The sequence below is a fragment of the Rhizobium vallis genome (assembly GCF_003985155.1).
In the GTDB taxonomy this organism is placed as follows: Bacteria; Pseudomonadota; Alphaproteobacteria; order Rhizobiales; family Rhizobiaceae; genus Rhizobium; species Rhizobium vallis.
The window spans coordinates 67267-88900 of sequence record NZ_ML133695.1; the positions used below are offsets into that span (position 1 = coordinate 67267).

The window sequence follows — 21634 nt, forward strand, 5'->3', positions numbered from 1 at the left end:
GACCAAGGCCATGATGGTCAGCGGTCCCGAAGCAAAGCCCGACCATCAGTCACCCCAATGGGATGGAAGGGACTACATCCATACGCACTTCATCCCGTGCGTATGCTTGCCTGTCTGCCTGCCGAAGGCCCTCTCAGCGGTCCACTAGAACCTTCGGCAGGCAACCGCGCCCCGCCGATGCCGCGCTTGAGCCTCTCCCGGTGAACAGAGATAAATATCTTCGATCGAGCGCGATCGTTTCATCCCGAGACCGCGTCGAAATCAGCCGCCCGCGCCTCCCCAATCGCCTCGATCTCGGTCATTTCCCGCCGCCTCGCCGGGAGAAAATCCCACCGGGAAGGGACTATCGGCAAGGCATTTAGCGGGTCGATCTTCTCGATAAAAATTCCGCCTGAGCCTTGATCAACTTTCCCGCGTTTCCGACATTCTGCATGTCACTTGAGGAACGGCGGTTTTGCGATCACGATATACAGAGAATCAAAGACCTAAGGTGCGATGAGCGATTTTGAGTGATCGCGGCACCCTGGCGTCAAAATCCGCCGACTCAACCCTGACCTGCTGCACTTCGGGCTTTGATCGGCTAATATCCCCATCTGCCGTCGTCCACTAGGCGCCCTGCCGGAGCGCTGGGCCGACGGAGAACAATGAGCCGGGGTAACGCGCGATGCAAAAAGAGGGACGTACATCAGTAGATTCGGCCTAAGCGCCGAGCCGATATCTGTGGGCGGTCGAGAGGGGTAAGTCGGCGCGCGCATTCAACTATGGGAGCAGCATGTCAGAAAGCAACACTTCGCAATTCGCGTTTCGATTTCGCGGTTCGTCCTTCGACAATATGGTCGAAACCCTGGGAGGCGCTTTTGGTGCATTTGATGCCGCGCCTATCGGCCGTACTCAGAACTTCCATTGGGGGCTTGATATTTCCGCGAGTAATAGCGCGGTCATGCTCACCGGTTATCACGAGGCGGAGTTTCAGTTCAATATCGAGCCGACTGTCGATACGGCGGAGTATTTGTCCTTTGTGGTGCCGCGCAGCGGCGGCATGGCGGTGACCTATGGGGACCGTATCGCCGAGGCCGGACAAGGAAAATTGCTTCTTTATAACAATTTCGAGCCTGACAGCGTCATCATGCACGGCCAGTCGAACGTCATCGACGAATTGCTGATCAATTGGTCCGTCATCCTCCAGACCATCGGCCAAACGTTCGAAATACCGTTCAGCGGCTCTCTCGACCTGCTGCCCGAACTGGATCTGTCTACACCGGTCGGCCAAACGATTGGCAACCTGACGGAAACGATCATGTCGGGCATGCGTGACGACGGCCCCCTGCTGCAATCGCCGATCGCCATGGCGCATATGACCCAGGCGCTGGCCGATCTGGTGGTGCGCCTGCTGCCTCACCGGTTATCGCATTTCCTGGACAATGGACCCGCCCTGATCGCACCCCGGCATGTGCGCAAGGCGATCGAATTCATGCACGCCAATATCGATCAGCCAATTACCATGCCGAAGGTCGCCGAAGCCGCCGGCGTATCCAGCCGCGCGCTCGAAACCGGCTTTCGCGCCTTCCGGGGAACGTCTCCAGCCGTCTATCTACTGACGCTTCGCCTGCGCGCCGCACGCCAGGACCTGCTCGATCCCGCGAGCACGGAGACCATGAAAGCGATCTGTCTCAAATGGGGCTTCTTTCATTTCGGCCGGTTTTCTGCCGTCTACAAGTCGACATACGGGGAATATCCTTCCGACACCCGCAAACGGGTGGGCCGGAAATAAGGGCCACAGCTGTCCCTATCACGATGGAGACAGCGTCTTTCCGAGCGGCAGCGCATAGTGCACTCTCATCGTCCTCGCATCCCGCTTGACGATCTCGAGCACGCCTTCACGTTCCGCCAGCGCATTGAGTTCGCGCAGCACCAGGGAATGCGCAATCCCCAGCAGGCGGGCGAATGAGCGGCTGTCGCTTGCAATTCCGAGTTCTGCGGCGACGAGGAGACCGGCTTGTATGGATGTCAGCCCGGCATCCCTCTCCTGCGCCGCAGCGACGAGAGCGAGAAACCGATCGGCGTCGGAGAGCTCTTCGCTCACGCGGCGTTTCGCCGGCGGAAGGACACCATGATCGATTTGGAGGTGGGCGTATCGCTTTCCATGCCGGCGCTGCCAAGCGGCACGAGCACGTTCAGCTCGGGGTAATAACCCGCGATGCTGCCCCTTGGTATGTCATAGGGCACGAAGCGAAAATCCCGCGCGATGCGCTCGATGCCGTCATCATGTTCGCCGATCACATCGACCCGCTCACCTGCCTCGGCCTTCATCGCCTTCAGGTCGGCGGGGTGGATGAAGATGACCTGCCGCTCGCCGTAGACGCCGCGATACCGGTCGTCGAGGCCGTAGACTGTCGTATTGTACTGATCGTGCGACCGGAACGTCTGCAGGGCAAAACGCCCCTCGCCCTTGCGCGCGCGCTGATGCACCGTCTCCTCGGGCAGCGGTCCGGCGGAGAACGATGCCTTGCCCGCCGGCGTTTCCCACTCCCGATGGGCGGCCGCGTTGCGCAGATGGAAGCCGCGCGGCTTGCGCAGACGCTTGTTATAGTTTTCGAAGCCTGGAATCGTCGCCTCGATGTGATCGCGGATGCGGTCGTAGTCGCCGGCGAGCTCCGCCCAGTCGACCACAGCCGAGCCGACTGTCGCTTCCGCCATGCCGGCGATGATGGCGACCTCCGAGAGAAGATGCGGCGAAGCCGGACGATTGATGCCGGCGGAGCCATGCACCATGCTCATCGAATCCTCGACGCTCACCAGCTGCGAGCCGCCGGCCGCGCCGCGATCCATCTCGGTGCGTCCCAGGCATGGCAGAATGAAAGACGCCCCGCCGGGCATGAGATGCGAATGGTTGGGCTTGGTCGCGATGTGAACCGTCAGCTTCAGCCGCCGAAGCGCCTTTTCGACGAGCGCGCTGTCCGGCGTGGCGCGCGCGAAATTGCCTCCGAGCCCGATGAAGGCCTCGGCCGAGCCATCGAGCATCGCTCCGATCGCGGCAAGCACGTTGTGGCCATGTTCGCGAGGAACGGCAAAACGGAAGTGCTTCTCGAGCGCATCGAGGAAATCCTCCGACGGCTGTTCGTTGATGCCGACGGTGCGGTCGCCCTGCACGTTGGAATGGCCGCGAACCGGGCAGAGGCCCGCGCCCTTCTTACCGATATTGCCGCGCAGGAACATGAAGTTGGCGATCTCGCGGATCGTCGCGACCGAATGCAGATGCTGGGTGACGCCCATCGCCCAAGTGCAGATCACCCGTTCGGCCTTGATATAGACTTCGGCCGCCCGTTCGATCTCCTCGCGGCTCAGCCCCGACTGGTCCTCTATCGCGGCCCAGCTGGTCGCCTCGACCGCGGCGCAATACCCCTGAAAACCCGCGCAATGCTCGGCGAGGAATGCATGGTCGAGAACATCAGGCAGGCCGGCTGCGACAGCCGCATCTTCGGCGGCCAAGACGGCCTTCGCCATGCCCCGCACCGCGGCCATATCACCGCCGAGCTGCGGTTGCAGATAATGGCTGGCGATGTCGGTCGAACCGCCGCGCATCATCTCGATCTTGTCCTGCGGGTCGGAGAAGCGCTCCAGGCCGCGCTCGCGGATGGGATTGAAGACGACGACGCGCGCGCCGCGGATCGCCGCACGGCGCAGGTCGCCGAGCATTCTCGGATGGTTTGTGCCCGGGTTCTGGCCGATCACGAAGATCGCGTCGGCCTCCTCGAAATCCTCCAGGAGCACGGTGCCCTTGCCGACGCCGACTGCCTGCTTCATGGCAATGCCGCTCGCCTCATGGCACATGTTGGAGCAATCGGGAAAATTATTGGTGCCGTAGATGCGCACGAACAGCTGATAGAGGAAGGCGGCCTCGTTGCTCGCCCGGCCCGAGGTGTAAAACTCCGCCCGGTTGGGATTGTCGAGGCCTTTCAGGATGCCGCCGATCTCGGCAAAGGCATCCTCCCACGAAACCGGCAGGTAACGGTCGCTCGCCCCGTCATAACGCATCGGATGCGTGAGGCGACCATTGAGTTCCAGCTCGTAATCCGACAGCTGACGAAGCTCGGACACCGTGTTGGCTGCGAAGAAGGCAGGCGTTGCCCGCTTCTCCGTCGCCTCCCAGGCGACGGCCTTCACGCCGTTCTCGCAGAACTCGAACGACGACCCATGTTCGGGATCGCCCCAGGCGCAGCCAGGGCAATCGAAGCCATCCGGCTGGTTCGCCTTCAGCATGGTTCGCGCCCCTGATATGGGCATGCCGCTTTGAAGCAACTGCTTGCCGCAGCTCTTCAACGCGCCCCAACCGCCGGCCGCCGCCGATTTCTTGCCAATGAATTTCGTGTCCATCCGCCCTGTATTGTCGAAGCGCGGAAAACATCAAGACCGCAGGAACGATGGTTCGATAGAAAAAATCTATCGATAAGTGCAAAATCGCCGCACGCTCTTGTGCGACATGCTTTAGCCGACATCCTTCATGCCGTGCCGTTCGTCCGGCGAATGGGCGAGAACCCGATTGCGGCCTTGCGTCTTGGCGTCGTAAAGCGCGGCATCGGCCTCGGTCAGGAGACGGTTCGGATTGACCCGCAAGGTGGCTCCCGTCGCGCAGGATATGCCGATGCTGGCGGTCACCCGTCCGAACTCGCTGCCGGAATGAGGGATATTCTCCTGGGCCAGGCGACGCGCGAATTGCTCCGCAACGATCATCGCGCCTTTGGCGCTGGTTGCGGGGAGCAGCACCACGAATTCCTCGCCGCCGTAACGCGCGACGATGTCTGCGGGCCGGCTGACGGACTGGCGCAGGCACTTGCTGATGACACGCAGGCACTGGTCTCCGGCGGGATGGCCATAGGTATCGTTATAGGCCTTGAAGCGGTCGATATCGATCATGAGAAGGCTGAATGGCGTGTTTTTCCTGGCGCTGCCGGCAGTCTCGCGGGCGAAAGCCTCGTCGAAGGCCCGGCGGTTGGCCATTCCAGTCAATCCGTCGGTCTCGGCAAGATTCCTCAGTTGCTCCGCCGACAGCCTGAGTGCGATTTCCGCCTCCTTCGTCGCCGTGATATCCGAAACGACGGCCATTGCCGCGCCGTCTTCGGCGAGCCTTGTCCGGATGCTGCGCCAGTCGCCGTTATGAAGTTGAATTTCCTCGTCCTTGTTGCTGTGCAATGAGGCGGTGGCGGCCTTGATCCATTCCTCGAGATCCTCTGGGATGCCGACCCGTTCCTCCGTTTCGGCGACCCGGCGAAGGATGTCGCTGATATGCGCGCCGACCACGCGGGCATCGCCGGAGAGCGGAAACGCGCTGCGATACTGCTCGTTGCAGAAGATGAGGAAGCCCTTTTTGTCGTACATGGCGATGCCGTCGGACATGGAGGCCATCGCATGCGACAGCAGGTTCTTGCTTTCGCGCAATTCCCGCTCCAGCGCGGCGCGCTCGGTCACATCGCGCGTCACGCCGGCAAGGCCGATCACTCGCCCCTGCTTGTCCCGCAGCGGCACCTTGGAGGCGAGCATGGATCTGCCTTCGATCTGTTCGGGGCAATCGATCAGCGGCTCGCCCGTCTCCATCACCTGCTGCTCGAGATGATACAATTCCTCGGCGAGCGGTCGCGACAGGAGATTGAAATCCGACAATCCGGTCATCTCAGCCGTCGTCCGGAAACGGTAGAGGCGGATCATGTTTTCGTTGACGGTGATGAAGCGGCTGTTTCGATCCTTCACATAGAGATAGTCGGGCGACTGCGAAAATGCGGTCACCAATATGCTGCGTTCCAGCTGCCATTGCTGCATCTTCAGGAGAACGAAACCGCATAGCAACGTCGCCAGGCAATTCAATGCCGTCATGGGGAAACCGAAGCCGGCCAGCACATTGGCATTCGACACGGTGGGCAGCATCGTCATCGATGCGACAATCACGCCGGCAAGAGCAAGGGTCAGCAGCGCAACATCCATAAATCTCGGCGATCTCTTGCGAATACAGAAATGCGCAATCAATCCGATGCCGGCCGCAGCAGCCATCGTAACGATCCCGTCGAGCATTGCCGCGCCACCGACGGCAAAGCGGAAAGCCACCGCCAGCGCCACGGCGAAAGCCGCCGCAACCGGCCCGCCGAACATGCCCGCCAGCGCAAGCGGCGAGAAGCGCAGATCGACATAGATACCGGGATGGAATTCGACCGCCAGCAATATGGAGCCGATAGAGGCGCCGCCGGCGATGATTCCGAAGGCGATTTTTTGCTGCAGGAGCGAGTGACGCTGAAACTGGATCGAGAAATGCGCCCAGAGCGATATTGCCAGACACACGAAGGAAAGGTTGCCGCCGAACTGCGTCCAGATGCCATTCACCACGTGGATCCACCTTCCAAGATTTGTAACAAACTGACCATAGGGCAACACTGGTTTGAGCTTAGTTAAATCGGCGGCCCACGGGGCTGTATTTGCTCGCAGGCGTTGATCCTTCCTCAAACGTCAACCGACCGGTCGAAAATTGCGCACCCGCGTTTTGCTGAAGCAGTCTGAGCGAAATCTCGTAGGGCAGCATGGGTCTGCCGACCAAGAAGCCTTGAATCTGATCGCAGCCGCAGTCGCGCAGTATCTCCATCTGCTGCTGGTTCTCGACGCCCTCGGCCGTGACAGGAATCCCGAGGGCCGTCGCCAGGGCGATGGTCGCGCGCAGAACGTCGACGCCGTTTTCTTTTTCCCCGAGACCTAAGACGAGCGAGCGGTCGATTTTCACGCGGTCGAACCCGAACTGCCGCAAGGCGCCGATGCTGGCATAACCGCAGCCGAAGTCATCGAGCGCAAACTTGATGCCCGTGCGCCTCAGCTGATCGATGGAGCGGCGGGCCTGATCGGGGTTCGTCATCAGCACGCCTTCGGTTATTTCAAGCGTCAGGCAGGTAGCATCGAAACCGGACTCCTGAAGAATGGCGGTCACCTGCGCCGCAAAATCCGGATTGCAAAGCTGGACCGGCGAGACATTGACCGACAGGGCAAGTCCCGGCCAGTTCCTGGCGTGCTCGATTGATCTGCGCAGCATATGTGCACCCAGCGCATCGATGAGGCCGGATTTTTCGGCGAGCGGAACGAAGACCTCGGGGCTGATGTTTCCGGCAGCGCTACGCCAACGCGCCAGGGCCTCAAGGCCGATAATGGCGCCCGTCGCAGCCGAAACGAGCGGTTGAAAAGCGGGTTCGATCACGCCGTTGCTGATCGCCTTTCGCAATCCGCCTTCCAGCTCGACGACGCGCTGGCGCTCGCGGTCAAACTCCGGATCATATGTGACGACCTGGCCCTTGCCATTTTCCTTGGCGCGGCAAAGGGCCATGCGTGCTCGGCGCAGCAGCTCACTGGGAGTGATGTCGTCGCTTCGAAGCGCGACCCCGATGCTCGCCCTGACTTCGATCGTCCGGTCGCCGATCCTGAACGGATCGGCAAAGAGCCCGAAGATTGCGTCCTCCATCTCGCTCCCCGCAGCGGAGCCAGGACGCAGCAGCGCGAACTCGTCGCCACCAAGCCTCGCCGTGGTAAGGATTTCCGGGTGGCACCTCTTGAGGGCGTTGGCGACGATATTAATGAGCTCATCTCCAACGGTATGACCCCAGGCATCGTTGACGGCCTTGAAGCCGTCGAGATCGATCACGTAGAGCGACGCCACTTCGACATGTTCGAGGGCGTCGAGGAAGCCGTGCCTGTTGAGCAGCCCGCTCGGAACGTCATGGCTTGCGACGAAACGCGCGGCCTCGGCGAGGCGGCGCAGGCGCCGCGTCTCGAACATGCCGGCCAACAGGGCGACCATCAGAAAAAGCATGAGAATGCCGACAGAGGCCGCAATATAGGGATAGACCTTATCGAAGACTGCATTTCCCGGCGCCTTGCTCGGCCAGACGAGGTAGGCGATGGCGCCGCCGTTCATATCGGTGATCGCAGTGCTAAGCAGTCCGGGCTCCGGCGTCGATTGCAGCCGCAGCCCGTCCAGCCCATGCTCCTGCGAGAGCTTGTCGATAACCTCGGGCGTCAACTCCTCGGAGAATGTCAGGACACTGGATTTCGGAAGTCCTTCAACTGCGCCGAAGGGCTGGATCGCCTGGGATACCGCGAGCGCGACGCCGGTCTTCGTCTTGAAGAAATTGGTCAGCGGCGCCGATTGCGGGCTGGCGGCGACTTCGACCTGCCTGTCGAAGGCCTTGCCGAAATATTCGCGCGGCTCGAACTTCCTGCCTTTCGCAAAGGCCGAGACGACATTGCCGCCGGGGCCGGTCACGATCGCGGCGTCATAGAGCGGATCATCGGCACTGGTCTTGCCCCAGTTCTCATAGGCCCAGTCTGGGGCCGCAGAAGAGCCGACAGCCGCATAGGCGTCATCCCAGACGGCATTGTCCTTGACGGCCGCTTCCAGCCTGCTCGCAAGCGCATCGAGCGCAGCTTGCGCTGCGCGATTGGCGCGCGCATCGTCGATCTCATTGGCCGACCGCGTCATCGTCATGACGACATGCGCCTCAAGTCCCGTCAGCAGGAATGCCACGGCCAGAAAGCAGGCGATCGCCGCGGCGATCGAGGAAGTATGGGCGCAAAGGCGCCCTGCCAGAGTGGACGACATGAGACGTACGCAAACCGGGATGGAAAGGTCATGTCCAAGGACGGCAGAAGACATCATGTCCGCAACGCGCTGCAGTCCAAGCCGCTAACATCGGATGGCATAAACCAAACTTAACAACCGCGTCATCGAGCCCGAAACAGGCGCGCTCATAACGCAATTATGCGCCGTTCGGATAGTTTTGCGCATTTGGACATCTCTTCACCGCTTACAGATTGCCGCTGCCAGCAAGAGTGACGGCTGCATTGGCGATCGAGGCGCAACCGGGGCTTTTCCTTCAGTGCCTGATATCGCCGACCGCTGACCGGTGAAGGCCTTGCCGAGACGTGCGACGGGCAGCGGGCACGGCCGCTCCGGCGGCAAGGCGGCGATCGCCGAATTTACCGGCTTGCGCTGGATTGCGATGGAGGATTCCGCCCAACATTATCCGCTCTAGGGGCGAAGAGCATCGCCGACGCGCGACGGCTATTTCGGTCGTGGCGCTGCCTTTGTTCTATCTCTTTGCTTTAAGCGCTTTTGCTGGAATCGCTCTGGAGACCATCCAGCGCATCGGCAAGCTTCAGCCAAAGATCATGGGCCGGCGAAGGGATGGGGCGCGAATCCTCGTCGGAGATCCGAGGTGGGAAATCGACCTCGGTCGCCCTGAAAGTCGTCAGCATCCGGCGAAATTTCGTAGCCTTGTCCGTGAACTGGTCGGAACCCTGCTCCCCCAGCACCGTGCGGAATGTTGCCACGGCCAGATTGAAATTCCTCTGCAACTGCCCGAACGCGCCACGGTGCTTCTCCCGCATGCTTCCCTGGAGATCTCCGAGCGCAAGAGCCGCCACCGCCCGATTGAAATCGGACAGATTATCGTCGATCGATACGATCAGTTCGTTGAGCATGGCCGCCGAACGGCAAAAATCCGGATCGGCGTAATCGGCATCCATTCGCCGCGTCAGGTCCCCGCTCATGACGGCAGCGACCAATGCCGCAAGCTCAGCGCAGAATCTGGCTTTCTGATCTCTGAAATCGGCTACCGAGCCGTTCGCTGTCTCGACCATGCGCGCGCAGCCTCAGTGTGAAAGGCGGCTGCCGCAACACCCGCGGCAGATCACAAGCGCACAAATGCTATGGACCATGTGGTATTCCCATCCGGCTTACTGACAAATCATGCCACCGCCACGAATGAGCAAGCCGGCATCGCCCCGGCGACAGGGCAGCCCCATCCAAGGCCGCAGCACTTAAGAAAGTCCTTCGTCGCCTCAAAAGTCGGATTTTTTGCGCGCAGATCGGATAACATCTACGCATTTCGATCAGGATTGGGCGGCGGCGCTATGGTTGAACAAGCGCTTCGGCGAACTGTCCTCCGCTAAAATGACAGCCGCCGGTAGAAAGCTTTGCTCATCGTACGATTGGCGGCGGCCCGCCATTAAAAATTTCCAGGAACCTTTTCGACCGATCCGCATCCAATGCTCGCTGACACGGCGCAGCACCGCTGCCGCCGGAAGGATCCGTGCACGGACACAAGGAGACAGATCATGTTGAAACGAATTCTCGGCGCAACCTTCCTCGCGGCGTCGCTCGGCACGGCCGCGTTCGCCGCCGATGCCAAGCCGACCGATCCCCAGATCGCACACATCGCCTATACCGCCGGGCAGATCGACGTCACCGCCGCGGAGCAGGCGTTGAAGAAGAGCAAGAATGCCGAGGTCATCGAATTCGCCAAGACAATGGAGCGCGACCATAAGGCCGTCAACGACCAGGCGCTTGCCCTCGTCAAGAAGCTGAAGGTGACGCCGGAGGACAATAAGATCAGCCAGTCGCTCTCGACCCAGGCGAGCAAGGAACTGAAGACGCTTGATGCCCTCGACGGTACAGCCTACGACAAGGCCTATATCGACAACGAAGTCGCCTATCACAAGTCGGTCAACGATGCGCTGGCCAAGGTGCTGATCCCTTCGGCTCAGAACAAGGAGCTGAGATCGCTGCTGGAAACGGGCCTGACCGTGTTCAAGGAGCACCAGATGCATGCCGAGCATCTCGCGTCGATGATAAAGTAGAGTGGCAATGGGATTGCTGCCGAAACTGCTGCCGCTGTTGTTGGCGCTGCTTACAGGCAGCGGTGTCGCCTCGGCGGCGGAATATCAGATCACCATCGCGGGCATGAATTTCGGTGCGCCGCCGGCCGAGCTGCATGTAGGCGATGTGATCGTCTGGCGAAACGATGATATATTCCGGCATACGGCAACGGCCCGCGACAAAAGCTTCGATATCGACCTGCCGCCGAAATCGGAGGGACGGATGACGATCAGCCAGGCGGGAGCAGTCGATTTCTATTGCCGCTTTCATCCCGCCATGACGGGCAAACTGGAGGCCCGGCCTTAGAGGCCGGGCTCCCGGAAAGACGAGGCGAGCAGGAGGTTTTCCATGGCAGCCATTCCGGTTCCGGTCGAGCGACACCGGTTACCTCTATCGACACTTTCCGACGCCGAGCTCGTGCCGCTTGCGAAGCTGGGCGACGAGCCGGCCATCCGCGCCATCGTCCAGCGTCACAATCAGCGCCTGTTTCGCACAGCCCGCGCCGTGATCCGCAGCGATTGGGAAGCGGAAGACGTCGTGCAGGCCGCCTATGTCAAGGCCTTCACCAATCTGGCAACCTTTCGCGGCGAGGCCGAGCTTTCGACATGGCTGACCCGGATAACGCTCAATGAGGCGCTGGGCCGCGTGCGGGCTCGAAACAACACGACAGGCCTTGAGGAAATCGACATGCTGACGACGTCGCCGGGCGGCCGGGTTCTTCAGTTTCCGTCCTCGCTTTCACCGACCGACCCGGAAGCCGAGCTATCGCGAAGCCAGGCGCGCCACCTTCTCGAACATGCTGTCGACGAACTTCCGGATGATTTTCGCGCAGTCTTCGTGCTGCGCGATGTCGAGGGCATGAGCACGGACGAAGCCGCATCTTATCTCGGCATCAAACCCGAGACAGCCAAAACCCGGCTGCATCGGGCGCGGAAAATGATGCGCCGGTCGATCGAAAAACAGCTCTCCGGCGCATTCTCCGCACTCTTCCCCTTCGACGGCGCCCGCTGCGCCTCAATGGCCGATCGCGTCATCGACGCCCTTCGCCAGACGTGGTGATATCCTGGAATATCATGCGGCGGGCTTACTCGACGCGAGGAAGGCAGGCCGTCAGCGCCGGCGAGATTCCCGCCGGCGACGATGTTTCCGATATTATCCTTCCGCGACCAGCTCGCTGAGCCGACCGTTCAAACTGTCGAGATCATCCAAAACCTTGCGGATGCGGGCGCGTGCCTGGAGCATTTTGTCCATCTCCGGATCGCCGGACGATCCATTTGCGGCCTGCAGGTCGTGAGTGTCCATCGAGAGAGGGGAGACTGGGTTCGGAAACGGGATGATGTCAGCCATTTGCATTCGTTATTTTCGTGGTGATTTCAGGAGGATGGAAACGTTCATGTCTCCAGGTCCGATGGTTTAAAGGGACGGCGCGTTCATTGCGACCAACCGGAACATCTTCGCCAATAATTTCAGCGAGTTGCATTTGTTCATAGGGTAGTAGCGCCGGCTCCGCCTTAACAAACTCCCTATTTCAGCCCGCACAGCGGCTCCGTTCGCGGCTTTGCTGCGTCAAACGGACAGGGATGCGACATTTGGATACAGCAACCGAAGATTTAGATAAGCATGACGTTTTTCTGGACTTTATGCATGCGAAGATCGTAAATTTCTTGAATGCAGGCGATGCGCGCGGTGCAAGGCAAAATGCAAAGGCAACGCCGGCTCCCTCGCTTTCAGGAGGCGTCGTCGGCCCCGGACCATCCTCTTTCCCTATTGCGCCGGCCGCTGACGCTGGCCGACGTGCGAGACGAAACCCAGGTCGTGGCCTTCGATGCCCCGGGGATAACAACGGGCCGGGCTCCGGGCGTATGCCGGATGAACCGCATCAGCGCCGCCCGGATATTCAGACAATGCAATCCGCCGGACAGACGCAGTCAATCGAAAACCGGGCAGCCCAAAATCCGGTCCCGGTGGCCAAATCACGAGAATTTGCTATCGCGTTCTTTGCAACGGACTGGTTTTATTGCGCTTTTCACAAAGACATTTACGCTTCTGAAACTTGGCCATCGCAGATTTAGCACTGAGAAGAAGGCTGCCTGCACTTTCCGCCATGAAGGCGGGTTCGGGACGAGCCGGAAATCCGCGTCATCAATTGGGATGGCGTGCATTCAGGGGTGGAAATGCTCAATAATTCATATGTGCATGACAATAATTTCTGGCGCCGCAAGGCAGGCGGCACGATCAAGCCGGCATTGATAAGCCGGGGCACTCGCACCGTCTGGACCGACTGACGCACAAGAGCCGGAGCGCTGACGGCCCGCGGGCCGAACGAGCGTGCCGCATGGCTCAATTGCGTTTCATATCCGGCGCGCCAGTGCTCGACGCGCGGACCTGGGCCATGACGGCCGATCCCTCATCATCGTGACGCAACTGTTCGGGGCAAAGGCGTTCGGCTCCAGGCTGTGGGCTGGAAGCAGCAGAGGATTTGAATGCATTTCGAGGATGAGCCGAATGGGCCGCACACCGAAATCTGCTTAGCCGGCTTCATGTCTATTTCGATGGAGCGCGAACGGTGAAGGGTTCGGATTTGAAAAATACGGTGACGCCGTCAGGAGAGTCCCATTCATCCGTGGCGAGATACATTCGCTCCATCGGGCGGCATTACGTCATCGCCGTCGTCGTCATGACAGTTCTGATCGGGGCGACCTTCTTGACGGTCAAGGTGGCGCTCGACCGCCACTCCCTGCAGCAGAACATCAGCTATATCATCGGGCGCCAGTTCATTCGCTTCCAGCAGCTTGCCAACCAGACGCGGGCGGTCATGCGCGCGTCGGCCGATCCGAATATGCCGGAATACATTATCCGGCCGATGGTCGAGGACATTCAAAAGGCGATCGACGACATCCGCGCCATGAGCGTGCAACTGGACGATCTCAACAGCCAGGTGGCGGCGAACCTTCTCGAACGGCTGAACGGCCGTGACGCAGCCTCCGAAAGAATGCGCATCGAGCTTGCCGGACGCCTGGAGGATTTCCTCCAAAGGGCAGAACGTGTTGTCTCCACGAAACTGCAGGAACGGCGGGAGCGCTACAGTTTCTGGGGACCGATCGACTTCGCTGTCTCATCCGACAGCATGCTCATGCGTCAGTTCAGCGCCGTGATCGAGAGCGCCCATGACCGAAGCGATTTGAGCATAGACCATGCCCGCCTCATCAGCGCCGTGCTCCTCAGCCTCACGGCGGCTACGCTCATTCTGGCGACCCTGATCCTCTTCATTCCGCTCCTGATCAAGCTGCGCACGGAACACCGCAGGACGCTCGATTTCGAGATCAAACTGACGCATCTCGCCCATACCGACACGCTGACGGGCCTCGGCAACCGGTCCTCCTTCAACGAGGCGCTGAACGAGCTGTTCGGCTCCCTCGAGCGGGCGGGCACGGGCTTTTCCATTTTGCTGGTCGATCTCGATCACTTCAAGGCAACCAACGACAACTTCGGCCATCCGGCCGGCGATGCGGTTCTGAGCCATGTCGCCGAAGCGCTGCAGAAGACGTTCCGCGCCGGCGATTTCGTCGCCCGGCTTGGCGGCGATGAATTTGCCGCACTTCTGCCCGGAGTTACCGATGCGGCGGCGTTGGACGAAATTGCCGCACGCGCTGTCGCCGCCATTGCGGCGGAATGCTGTTTCGAGGGCCGGCTGCTCCCGGTTTCGGCCAGTGTCGGCGGCGCGATCGTGCCCGGCTATGCGTCCGACGAGGCGACCCTCATGCGCATCGCCGATCTGGCGCTTTATGCGGCCAAGACCAAGCGCAACACAGCCGTCATTTTCGATGAATCGTCATTCGCCCAGCGCCTGGAACAGAACCGGCTCGCAGCCGCCCTCGCCTTCGCCGCCGACCGCGACGAGTTCGTCGTCCACTACCAGCAGAAGGTCAATCTGCAGGCCGGCGAGCATCTCGGCTTCGAAGCGCTGGTGCGCTGGCGCCATCCCCAGCTCGGCATTCTGCCGCCCGGCCGCTTCCTGCCGCTCATGGAAGGCCATCTCATCCAAAGCATGACGCGCTGTATCGTCGATATCGTCGCGCGCGATCTGAGTACATGGAAGGCGGCGGGACTGCGCGCGGGCTCGGTCGCCATCAATCTGCCCGAAGCCCTGCTGGTCAGCGACGACGGCTACGACCTGATCGCGGCGGCGGTCAAGGCGAACCGGCTCGACTGGCGCGATTTTGCCATCGAAGTGACCGAAGACGTCTTTCTCAATCGCGGCGCCGAACAGATCGCCGAGACCATCTCCCGCTTCCGCAAAGAGGGAGTATCAGTCTCGCTCGACGATTTCGGCACCGGCTTCGCCTCTCTCGTGCATCTGCGCGACTTCCCCTTCGACGAACTCAAGATCGACCGCAGCTTCGTTGCCGAGATCGGCAAGGATATTCGCTCGGAACAGATCATCCGGGCAATCATCGATCTTGCCCGCAACCTCGGCAAACGATGCGTCGCGGAAGGCATCGAGGAGGAAAGCCAACGCGACTTCCTTCTGAACGCCGGCTGCGAGATCGGCCAAGGTTATCTCTATGCCAAACCGGAACCGGCTGGCGTGGCGGTCGAGGGATTGGCGAGCCGGCGGGCTGCGCGGAATATCACGGCTATCGCGAAAATTGCGGGCTGAAAGCGCGGGGGCGGAACGATGCGGCAGGATTTATCGATGAAAGAGGGGGAAGAATGAAACGGGCGATCATACGGGCATGGCTTGCCGTAGCTTTGGCGGCCGCGGCTCCCGCGGCACAGGCCTTTGCGGAAGAGGACCTGGCAGTGGACGTGGTGCATTTCTGGGTGTCGAAAAGCGAGTCGGCGGCGCTCGACGTTTACCGCAAGGCCTGGGCTGCTGCCGGCAACCGATGGGTCGACATGCCGGCGGAGAGCAAGGTTGCCGTCCAGCGCACGGTCAGCGATCGCATCGCGAACGGATACCCGCCGGCGGTGATGCAGTGGAACGCGAACTACGGCTCGCGCGAATTGCCGGAAATGGGCATCGTGCTCGACATAGACGAAGTCGCCAAGGCGGATCATTGGCAGGACGTCATTCCCGCGACTGTTCTCGACCGGATTTCCTACAAAGGAAAGATCTACTTCGCGCCGACCAATATCCATGCCGAAAACTGGCTTTGGACAAGCACGGCGGTGCTCGCCGAAGCGGGCGTGAAGACGCCGCAGTCCTGGGACGAAATCTTCGACGCGGCTGAAAAGATCAAGGCGAAAGGGCGCCTGCCGATCGCGCTCGGCGGCACGCGATGGGAGGTGTCCCTCATCTTCAACGACATCATCTATCAGACGTTCGGGCCGGAGGGTTATGCCCGCCTCATGGGCGGCGATGCCACCCTGGTGCAAGACCCGCGCATGCTCGAAGCCTTGGATCTGCTGCGGCGTCTGTCCGCCTATGTGGAACCGATCGACCAGCGAAAGGACAAGACCTGGGCCGATGCCACCGCGGCCGTGGGCCAGGGCAAGGCCGGCATGCAGTTCATGGGCGACTGGGCCAAGGGCGAGCTTGCCGCGCGCGGCTACAGCGTCGACAAGGATTTCGATTGCAGCCTCGCTCCGGGCACCTCGATCGCCTATTTCATGGTGATCGACGCCTTTGCCTTCCCGCTGACAAACCGGGAAGGCACGCAGGAAGCGCAGCTGGCTTTTGCCCGCATGGTGCTCGATCGGGACAATCAGATTGCGTTCAGCCGGATAAAGGGATCGCTGCCCGTGCGCACCGATGTCGATCCATCGGGGCTCGATCGCTGCGGCAAGCTCGGATTGGAGATGATCAAGGCCAGGAACGGCGAAGTCAGCGCCCAATCCCAGGCCATGCCGAGCCAGGTGTCGGAAGGCTGGATCGGCGTTGTCGGCGATTTTTTCAACGATCGGACCATCACCCCCAAAGACGCGCAGCAGCGCCTGCATGACCTCCTGACGCAGGCCGAATAGAGCTGCCCGCGATAGGCCGTTTCCGGTCGGGAGAGAGGGGCAGGCGATTGCGGAGCTGCCTCCGCAATCTACTGCTCCGTTCCATGGCGGGCTCAGTGTTTCAGCACGACCTTTCCCGGTATGCCGGCGGCGACAGCCTCTTGCGCCGCGCCGATCTCATCGAGCCGGAAAGTCTTGGCGACCGGCACGATCAAAATACCGCGGGACGCGGCATCGGCCACGGCTGCAAGCGTTGAGGCATCGGCGCGGTGATAGAGTTCGTGGATGGTCACGCGATTGCCCGTATTGGCGCCCTCGGGCACTGGAACAATGCTGGCGACCTGGCCGCCATCCCTGACATGTGCGATGAGATTGGCCGCGACGGGAGCTGCGGCGCTGATCGCATAGTCGAACGTGGCGTCGGTCGGCGGAGCGCCGATGTCGATCGCCTCACCGGCAAGCCGGCGCGCCTCGTCCACCCGGTCGGAACGGACGCCAGCCACCGGCTTCGCCCCGATCTCCTGCAGATACTGGATCGCGGCGCGGCCGACGCCGCCGAGACCGCCGGAAACCAGCACGCGGTTGCCCGCCTTGACGCCAAGAGCATCGACCGATTGCCGCCCGGTGAGACCGGCCTTGGGCAGGGCGGCGCCCTGTTCGAAGCTGAGATTGGCCGGCAGTTTGGCAATCGCCGAAACCGGAACGACGCCGTATTCCGCATGTGACCCGCGGCCATTCGGGGCGAAGTCGGCGATGACCCGATCATCAATCGCAAATCCAATCACGCCGGAGCCGAGTTCGACGATGGTGCCGGCTGCGTCACCGCCGAGCACCGCGGGAAGTTCCAGGGGAATATATTGGGCAACGTAGCCCTGGCGGATCATGAGATCGAAGTGATTGACCGCGGACGCTTCGATCTTGATAAGGACCTGGCCGGCTTCGGGCTCGGGCCTCGCGACGTCATCGATCAAAAACTGGTCGACATCGCCGTAGGAATTGAGACGGGCAGCTTTCATGGATCGGCACCTTTGTATATTCTGGTTGGAGATACGATAACATTCATTATCGTTTATACGATATGATTGATTATCACATGGAGTCAAGCGCATGAAGTCGTGGTCATCCGATCATCCGAAAGCAAAGCTGATGGCGAGCAAGCGGGCCGATATCCTAGCGGCCGCCAAAGCATCGTTCCTCGATACCGGCTATGAGGGAACGAGCATGGAAAGCATCGCCAAGGGGGCGAATGTCTCAATCATGACCCTCTACCGGCATGCGGAGAGCAAAGACGATCTGTTTCTGGCCGTGATCTCCAATGCCTGCGATCCGGATGACGAGGCCGAACGGGCGCAGATGGAAGCGCTTCTGGAAAAGCCCCTGAGAGACGTCCTGCTCTGGGCGGCGGCGATGACGCAAAACCGCCTGACGGATCCCGACACGATCGCTCTCATGCGCACCGTAATAGCAGGAGCCAGCCGGTTTCCCGGCCTGGCGGAGATGGCGCATAAGAGCCTTGTGGGCAATCTTGAAGGCATGGTCGAATTCATGCTCGGCCTCAAGCGGGAATCGGGCGGCGTCAGCGCAGAGCGCCGGCACGAACTTGCCGTTCGTTTCATCGACCGGCTGCTCGGCACCCATATGCTCGGCGTGCTGATGGGAATGCCCGGCCCTTCGCCGCAGGAGCAAGAGGAAAGAGCCGAAATTGCCGCCGACGCATTGATCGCCGCGCTTGGGCAGCCGGCCCGCTGAACATGAACGGGGCGCAGGCAAAAATGAATCTCTTCATGAACGATTCAAGGGCGCAGCGATTGCTGATCGTCGGCGACATCCGTGGCTTTCCTGACACATCTGTCGAACTGCTGGATGTTGGACGCTTTGAGCATTGCGCGTTGCAACTGGCCGACTTGAGCGGGCGTCCTGGTCTGCGCGGAGACGAGCTTCACGATCATCTTTTCAATGAAGACGGCATATTGCGTGCAGTTCGGGCACTTCGCGAAATTGATGGACGTCCAAGCGTTGGAATCGGTTTTAGCGCCGGCGGAAGTGCTCTCTGGCAAGCGGTCAAAGCCGGGTTGGATCTCCAGGCCCTGATCTGCGTATCATCGACCAGGCTGCGCTTCGAAACCTCTCCCCTACATATACCCACCATGGTTGCCTGGGCAGAATTCGATCCATATCGGCCAACAGAAAGCTGGAACGATATTGTCCCGGGATGTTGTAAAACCTACACCGGCAGGCAGCACGACTTTTATCGCATCGACGCTCTTACGCCTAAATCATCTTTGTTGACTGATATTGCCGTCTTTGTCGAAGGCCGCGCCTCCTGCGCATAGCGGCAGCCCATGCTGCTCTGTCGCACTTCGGATCGATGCGCGCTTAGCGCAAGGGCAAAGATCCTGCCAGGTGGCGACTTCAAGTTCTTCAACGAGGACGGGCGTACCATCGCCGCGGAAATCCCGGCTATACGTGTTCCCAACAACTCCGTCGTCAATCAAGGAGACCTGTCATGTCGCAAGAAATGTTCGAACGCGGGCTGGCGATCCGCAAGGAAGTTCTGGGCGCCGAATATGTGGAGAGGTCGCTTGACGCAGCCGATGATTTCAACCGGGATTTCCAGAACCTCGTCACCGAATATTGCTGGGGCTCGGGCTGGGGACGATCGGCCCTCACCCGCCGCGACAAAAGTCTTCTGACCTCGTCATGCTCGGCGCGTTGAACCGAAGCCGCGAGTTCAAGCTGCATCTGAAGGGCGCCCTAACGAACGGCTGCAGCCGCGAGGAAATCAAGGACACGCTGATGCAGCTCGCGATCTATGCCGGCATCCCGGCGGGCGTGGAAGCCTTCCGGCTGGCGCGCGAGGTTTTCGCCGAAATCGACAAGACCTGATATCCATCCTTCCGTCGACCGATTGGCGGCGTCATGTCATTAGACCGGGAAAGGCGGTATATCAGGCCTTCAAGACTTCCCAAGATGAGACAAAGCGCCGGCCGCGAATATCCATATGTCGCAAACATATCCGATGCGCGCAGAAAACCGCGCGTCAGCGACCTGCTTTGAGCAGAAACATGAAGAATTAACAGGGACTTAAGATTTCTGGATACATCCTGCTTTTGCTATTTTTCATGTGCTGCCAACGGTGTTTTTTTGAAATCGGCTCTTTCATATTCGCTCGCTCGGGTCTTTCGAGCCCTCCGCAATTTCGGAGGAAACCGAAACGGCAACGTCGCGATGGTCGTTGCCTTCTGTCTGGTGCCGATGCTCGTCGCGGTCGGCGCGAGCTTCGACTACATCCGCAGCTACAATGCCCGGCAAAGGATGCAGAGCGACCTTGACGCGGCGCTGATCGCCGCCGTCAAACAGATCAACAACACCGCAGACACCGAAGCTCTCAAGCGGAAGGTTGCCGACTGGTTCCATGCGCAGGTGGAAAGCAACTACACGCTTGGCGCAATCAACATCGATACATCAAACCACAACATAACGGCGACGGCGAGCGGCACCGTTCCGACGACCTTCATGAAGATCGCCAATATCGATACCGTCGATGTCAGCGTGTCGAGCGCCGTCAAGGGGCCGGCCACAGCCTATCTCAATGTCTATATCGTCATCGACACATCGCCCTCGATGCTTCTGGCGGCGACGACTGCAGGCCAGGCGGCGATGTATTCCGGCATCAAATGCCAGTTCGCCTGCCACACCGGCGATTCACACACCATCGGTAAGAAGACATATGCCAACAACTATGACTACAGCACTGACAAGAAGATAAAGCTGCGCGCCGACGTTGCCGGCGACGCCGTCCGAGACGTGCTCGACATGGTCGACCAATCCGACAAAAGCCATGAACGGATCAAGGTCGGCTTATACAGTCTGGGAGACACTCTCACCGAAGCTCTGAGCCCGACGCTGAGCACGGATACGGCGCGAAACCGCCTGGCGGACCAGAGTTACGGCCTGACCAGCGCGACCTCGACGGCTGCGACCTATTTCGACGTTTCGCTAGCGACACTCAAGAAGAAAGTCGGCGCCGGAGGAGACGGAACCTCCGCCGCCTCACCGCTCAAGCTGGTCCTGCTGCTGACGGACGGTGTCCAATCCCAACGCGAATGGGTGACCAACGGCTCGAACTATTGGCCCAAAGTGGCGCCCCTCAACCCGGCCTGGTGCGCGCCCTTGAAAAATCAATCCAACACGATGGCGGTGCTTTACACCGAATATCTGCCGATCACCACGGACTGGGGTTATAACGCAACCGTCGGCGCGACCATGGCGAGCGCCAACTGGAAGAGCACCTGGGGCGGCACCATGGACAGCGGTGTATCCACAAGCATCACGCGGCGGGACTACATTCCCTATGCGCTGGCCGGCTGCGCATCTTCGAAGAGCCTATTCATTTCAGCGGCGTCCTCGACCGAGATCACGTCGGGACTGTCGGCGCTCTTCAACCAATATCTCTCTTCCGTCCGGCTGACCCAATGATATCGGGGAGATTGTTTGTACGGCCGCGCCGCCTGCTTGCCGATCGCAAGGGAGCGGCTGCGATCGAATTTGCGATCCTCGCCCTGCCGCTCTTCATGATGATATTCGCCATCATCGAAGTGTCGCTGATGTTCTTCATCAACTCGGCGCTGGACGCTTCGGTTCACAAGATCTCCCGGATGGTCCGCACCGGCGAGGTTGCCTCGTCGAAGATCACCTTGGCCGATTTCAAAACGAGAATCTGCAACGACATGCTTTTCTCGTTCGGCTGCTCCGGCAATCTTCTGGTCAAAGTGAACGTGCTTTCCGATCTGTCCTCCGCCACCAGCGCCAATCCCATCGACAAGAGCGGCAATCTCGTCGTCACCGAGACCTTCGATATCGGCAAGGGCAGCGACTATGTCCTCGTCCAGGCGTTCCTGCCGTGGAAAACCGTCGCCAATTTCTTCAGCCTGTCGAGCGCCAAGCTGTCCGACGGCCGTTATCTCCTCGGATCTTCCGCGCTGTTTCGCAACGAGCCGTTCTGAC

The 21634-nt window shown here is 60.5% G+C and carries 18 protein-coding genes and 1 pseudogene; 13 read left to right on the plus strand and 6 right to left on the minus strand.

Annotated elements, in window-relative coordinates; all coding sequences use genetic code 11:
* The first annotated feature begins 772 nt into the window (after nt 1-772).
* Nucleotides 773-1771, plus strand: coding sequence for an AraC family transcriptional regulator (locus tag EFQ99_RS24835; RefSeq protein ID WP_126923874.1), 999 nt, complete (start codon nt 773-775; stop codon nt 1769-1771).
* 18 nt (nt 1772-1789) lie between these two features.
* On the opposite strand, the gene EFQ99_RS24840 is transcribed toward EFQ99_RS24835, so the two are convergent.
* From EFQ99_RS24840 to EFQ99_RS24855, 4 genes are all read right to left on the minus strand, one after another.
* The gene (locus tag EFQ99_RS24840; RefSeq protein ID WP_126923875.1) at nt 1790-2083 is read right to left on the minus strand and encodes a hypothetical protein; all 294 of its coding nucleotides are present in this window, start codon (nt 2081-2083) and stop codon (nt 1790-1792) included.
* Entirely contained in the window at nt 2080-4374 is a 2295-nt protein-coding gene (locus EFQ99_RS24845) for an FdhF/YdeP family oxidoreductase (protein WP_126923876.1), read from the minus strand. The genes EFQ99_RS24840 and EFQ99_RS24845 overlap by 4 nt, the downstream gene beginning before the upstream one ends.
* 111 nt (nt 4375-4485) lie before the next feature.
* Complete coding sequence (locus tag EFQ99_RS24850; protein WP_126924055.1) at nt 4486-6369, minus strand: diguanylate cyclase; 1884 nt, start codon at nt 6367-6369, stop codon at nt 4486-4488.
* 61 nt (nt 6370-6430) lie between these two features.
* Nucleotides 6431-8623 carry a bifunctional diguanylate cyclase/phosphodiesterase gene (locus EFQ99_RS24855; protein ID WP_126923877.1) on the minus strand — a complete coding sequence of 731 codons (2193 nt, stop codon included), beginning with the start codon at nt 8621-8623 and terminating at the stop codon, nt 6431-6433.
* Nucleotides 8624-9096: 473 nt separating this feature from the next.
* On the opposite strand from EFQ99_RS24855, the gene EFQ99_RS35135 reads away from it, so the two are divergent.
* The 4 genes from EFQ99_RS35135 to EFQ99_RS24875 all read left to right on the plus strand — a co-directional run bounded on the left by EFQ99_RS35135 (nt 9097) and on the right by EFQ99_RS24875 (nt 11740).
* A complete protein-coding gene (locus EFQ99_RS35135) occupies nt 9097-9684 on the plus strand; it encodes a hypothetical protein (RefSeq protein ID WP_164736435.1) in 588 nt (195 codons plus the stop codon).
* A gap of 456 nt (nt 9685-10140) precedes the next feature.
* Nucleotides 10141-10662, plus strand: a complete 522-nt coding sequence (locus EFQ99_RS24865; protein ID WP_126923879.1) for a DUF4142 domain-containing protein — start codon at nt 10141-10143, stop codon at nt 10660-10662.
* A gap of 7 nt (nt 10663-10669) precedes the next feature.
* On the plus strand, nt 10670-10987 hold the full coding sequence (locus tag EFQ99_RS24870) for a cupredoxin domain-containing protein (RefSeq protein ID WP_126924056.1): 318 nt from the start codon (nt 10670-10672) through the stop codon (nt 10985-10987).
* Nucleotides 10988-11029: 42 nt separating this feature from the next.
* Nucleotides 11030-11740, plus strand: a complete 711-nt coding sequence (locus EFQ99_RS24875) for an RNA polymerase sigma factor (protein ID WP_126923880.1) — start codon at nt 11030-11032, stop codon at nt 11738-11740.
* Between the two features lie 93 nt (nt 11741-11833).
* Here the strand turns inward: EFQ99_RS24875 and EFQ99_RS24880 are convergent, their stop codons facing one another.
* A complete protein-coding gene (locus EFQ99_RS24880) occupies nt 11834-12028 on the minus strand; it encodes a hypothetical protein (protein WP_245441577.1) in 195 nt (64 codons plus the stop codon).
* 242 nt (nt 12029-12270) lie between these two features.
* Between EFQ99_RS24880 and EFQ99_RS36310 the strand changes: the two genes are divergently transcribed.
* From EFQ99_RS36310 to EFQ99_RS24895, 3 genes are all read left to right on the plus strand, one after another.
* Nucleotides 12271-12753, plus strand: coding sequence for a hypothetical protein (locus tag EFQ99_RS36310; RefSeq protein WP_164736436.1), 483 nt, complete (start codon nt 12271-12273; stop codon nt 12751-12753).
* Between the two features lie 605 nt (nt 12754-13358).
* Nucleotides 13359-15341, plus strand: a complete 1983-nt coding sequence (locus tag EFQ99_RS24890) for a putative bifunctional diguanylate cyclase/phosphodiesterase (RefSeq protein ID WP_425376289.1) — start codon at nt 13359-13361, stop codon at nt 15339-15341.
* Between the two features lie 53 nt (nt 15342-15394).
* Nucleotides 15395-16648, plus strand: a complete 1254-nt coding sequence (locus tag EFQ99_RS24895; RefSeq protein ID WP_126923882.1) for an ABC transporter substrate-binding protein — start codon at nt 15395-15397, stop codon at nt 16646-16648.
* Between the two features lie 92 nt (nt 16649-16740).
* Here the strand turns inward: EFQ99_RS24895 and EFQ99_RS24900 are convergent, their stop codons facing one another.
* Nucleotides 16741-17643, minus strand: a complete 903-nt coding sequence (locus tag EFQ99_RS24900; protein WP_126923883.1) for an NADP-dependent oxidoreductase — start codon at nt 17641-17643, stop codon at nt 16741-16743.
* A gap of 91 nt (nt 17644-17734) precedes the next feature.
* Here EFQ99_RS24900 and EFQ99_RS24905 point away from each other — a divergent pair, with 91 nt between their 5' ends.
* The 5 genes and pseudogenes from EFQ99_RS24905 (at nt 17735) to EFQ99_RS24925 (ending at nt 21633) form a co-directional block, all read left to right on the plus strand.
* Complete coding sequence (locus tag EFQ99_RS24905; protein WP_126923884.1) at nt 17735-18376, plus strand: TetR/AcrR family transcriptional regulator; 642 nt, start codon at nt 17735-17737, stop codon at nt 18374-18376.
* A gap of 23 nt (nt 18377-18399) precedes the next feature.
* Nucleotides 18400-18960 carry a dienelactone hydrolase family protein gene (locus EFQ99_RS24910; RefSeq protein ID WP_245441578.1) on the plus strand — a complete coding sequence of 187 codons (561 nt, stop codon included), beginning with the start codon at nt 18400-18402 and terminating at the stop codon, nt 18958-18960.
* Nucleotides 18961-19133: 173 nt separating this feature from the next.
* Nucleotides 19134-19513: pseudogene (locus tag EFQ99_RS24915) on the plus strand (carboxymuconolactone decarboxylase family protein).
* A gap of 258 nt (nt 19514-19771) precedes the next feature.
* A complete protein-coding gene (locus EFQ99_RS24920; protein ID WP_126923885.1) occupies nt 19772-21106 on the plus strand; it encodes a TadE/TadG family type IV pilus assembly protein in 1335 nt (444 codons plus the stop codon).
* Nucleotides 21103-21633 carry a TadE/TadG family type IV pilus assembly protein gene (locus EFQ99_RS24925; RefSeq protein ID WP_126923886.1) on the plus strand — a complete coding sequence of 177 codons (531 nt, stop codon included), beginning with the start codon at nt 21103-21105 and terminating at the stop codon, nt 21631-21633. Before EFQ99_RS24920 ends, EFQ99_RS24925 begins: the two co-directional genes overlap by 4 nt.
* Nucleotide 21634: the final 1 nt, after the last annotated feature.

Bases quoted from the DNA above. Each gene is read 5' to 3' on its own strand.
- EFQ99_RS24835 (WP_126923874.1), top strand. From the start codon at position 773: ATGTCAGAAAGCAACACTTCGCAATTCGCGTTTCGATTTCGCGGTTCG.
- EFQ99_RS24845 (WP_126923876.1), bottom strand. From the start codon at position 4,374: ATGGACACGAAATTCATTGGCAAGAAATCGGCGGCGGCCGGCGGTTGG.
- EFQ99_RS24855 (WP_126923877.1), bottom strand. From the start codon at position 8,623: ATGTCGTCCACTCTGGCAGGGCGCCTTTGCGCCCATACTTCCTCGATC.
- EFQ99_RS24865 (WP_126923879.1), top strand. From the start codon at position 10,141: ATGTTGAAACGAATTCTCGGCGCAACCTTCCTCGCGGCGTCGCTCGGC.
- EFQ99_RS24870 (WP_126924056.1), top strand. From the start codon at position 10,670: ATGGGATTGCTGCCGAAACTGCTGCCGCTGTTGTTGGCGCTGCTTACA.
- EFQ99_RS24875 (WP_126923880.1), top strand. From the start codon at position 11,030: ATGGCAGCCATTCCGGTTCCGGTCGAGCGACACCGGTTACCTCTATCG.
- EFQ99_RS24880 (WP_245441577.1), bottom strand. From the start codon at position 12,028: ATGGCTGACATCATCCCGTTTCCGAACCCAGTCTCCCCTCTCTCGATG.
- EFQ99_RS24890 (WP_425376289.1), top strand. From the start codon at position 13,359: ATGACAGTTCTGATCGGGGCGACCTTCTTGACGGTCAAGGTGGCGCTC.
- EFQ99_RS24895 (WP_126923882.1), top strand. From the start codon at position 15,395: ATGAAACGGGCGATCATACGGGCATGGCTTGCCGTAGCTTTGGCGGCC.
- EFQ99_RS24900 (WP_126923883.1), bottom strand. From the start codon at position 17,643: ATGAAAGCTGCCCGTCTCAATTCCTACGGCGATGTCGACCAGTTTTTG.
- EFQ99_RS24905 (WP_126923884.1), top strand. From the start codon at position 17,735: ATGAAGTCGTGGTCATCCGATCATCCGAAAGCAAAGCTGATGGCGAGC.
- EFQ99_RS24910 (WP_245441578.1), top strand. From the start codon at position 18,400: ATGAATCTCTTCATGAACGATTCAAGGGCGCAGCGATTGCTGATCGTC.
- EFQ99_RS24925 (WP_126923886.1), top strand. From the start codon at position 21,103: ATGATATCGGGGAGATTGTTTGTACGGCCGCGCCGCCTGCTTGCCGAT.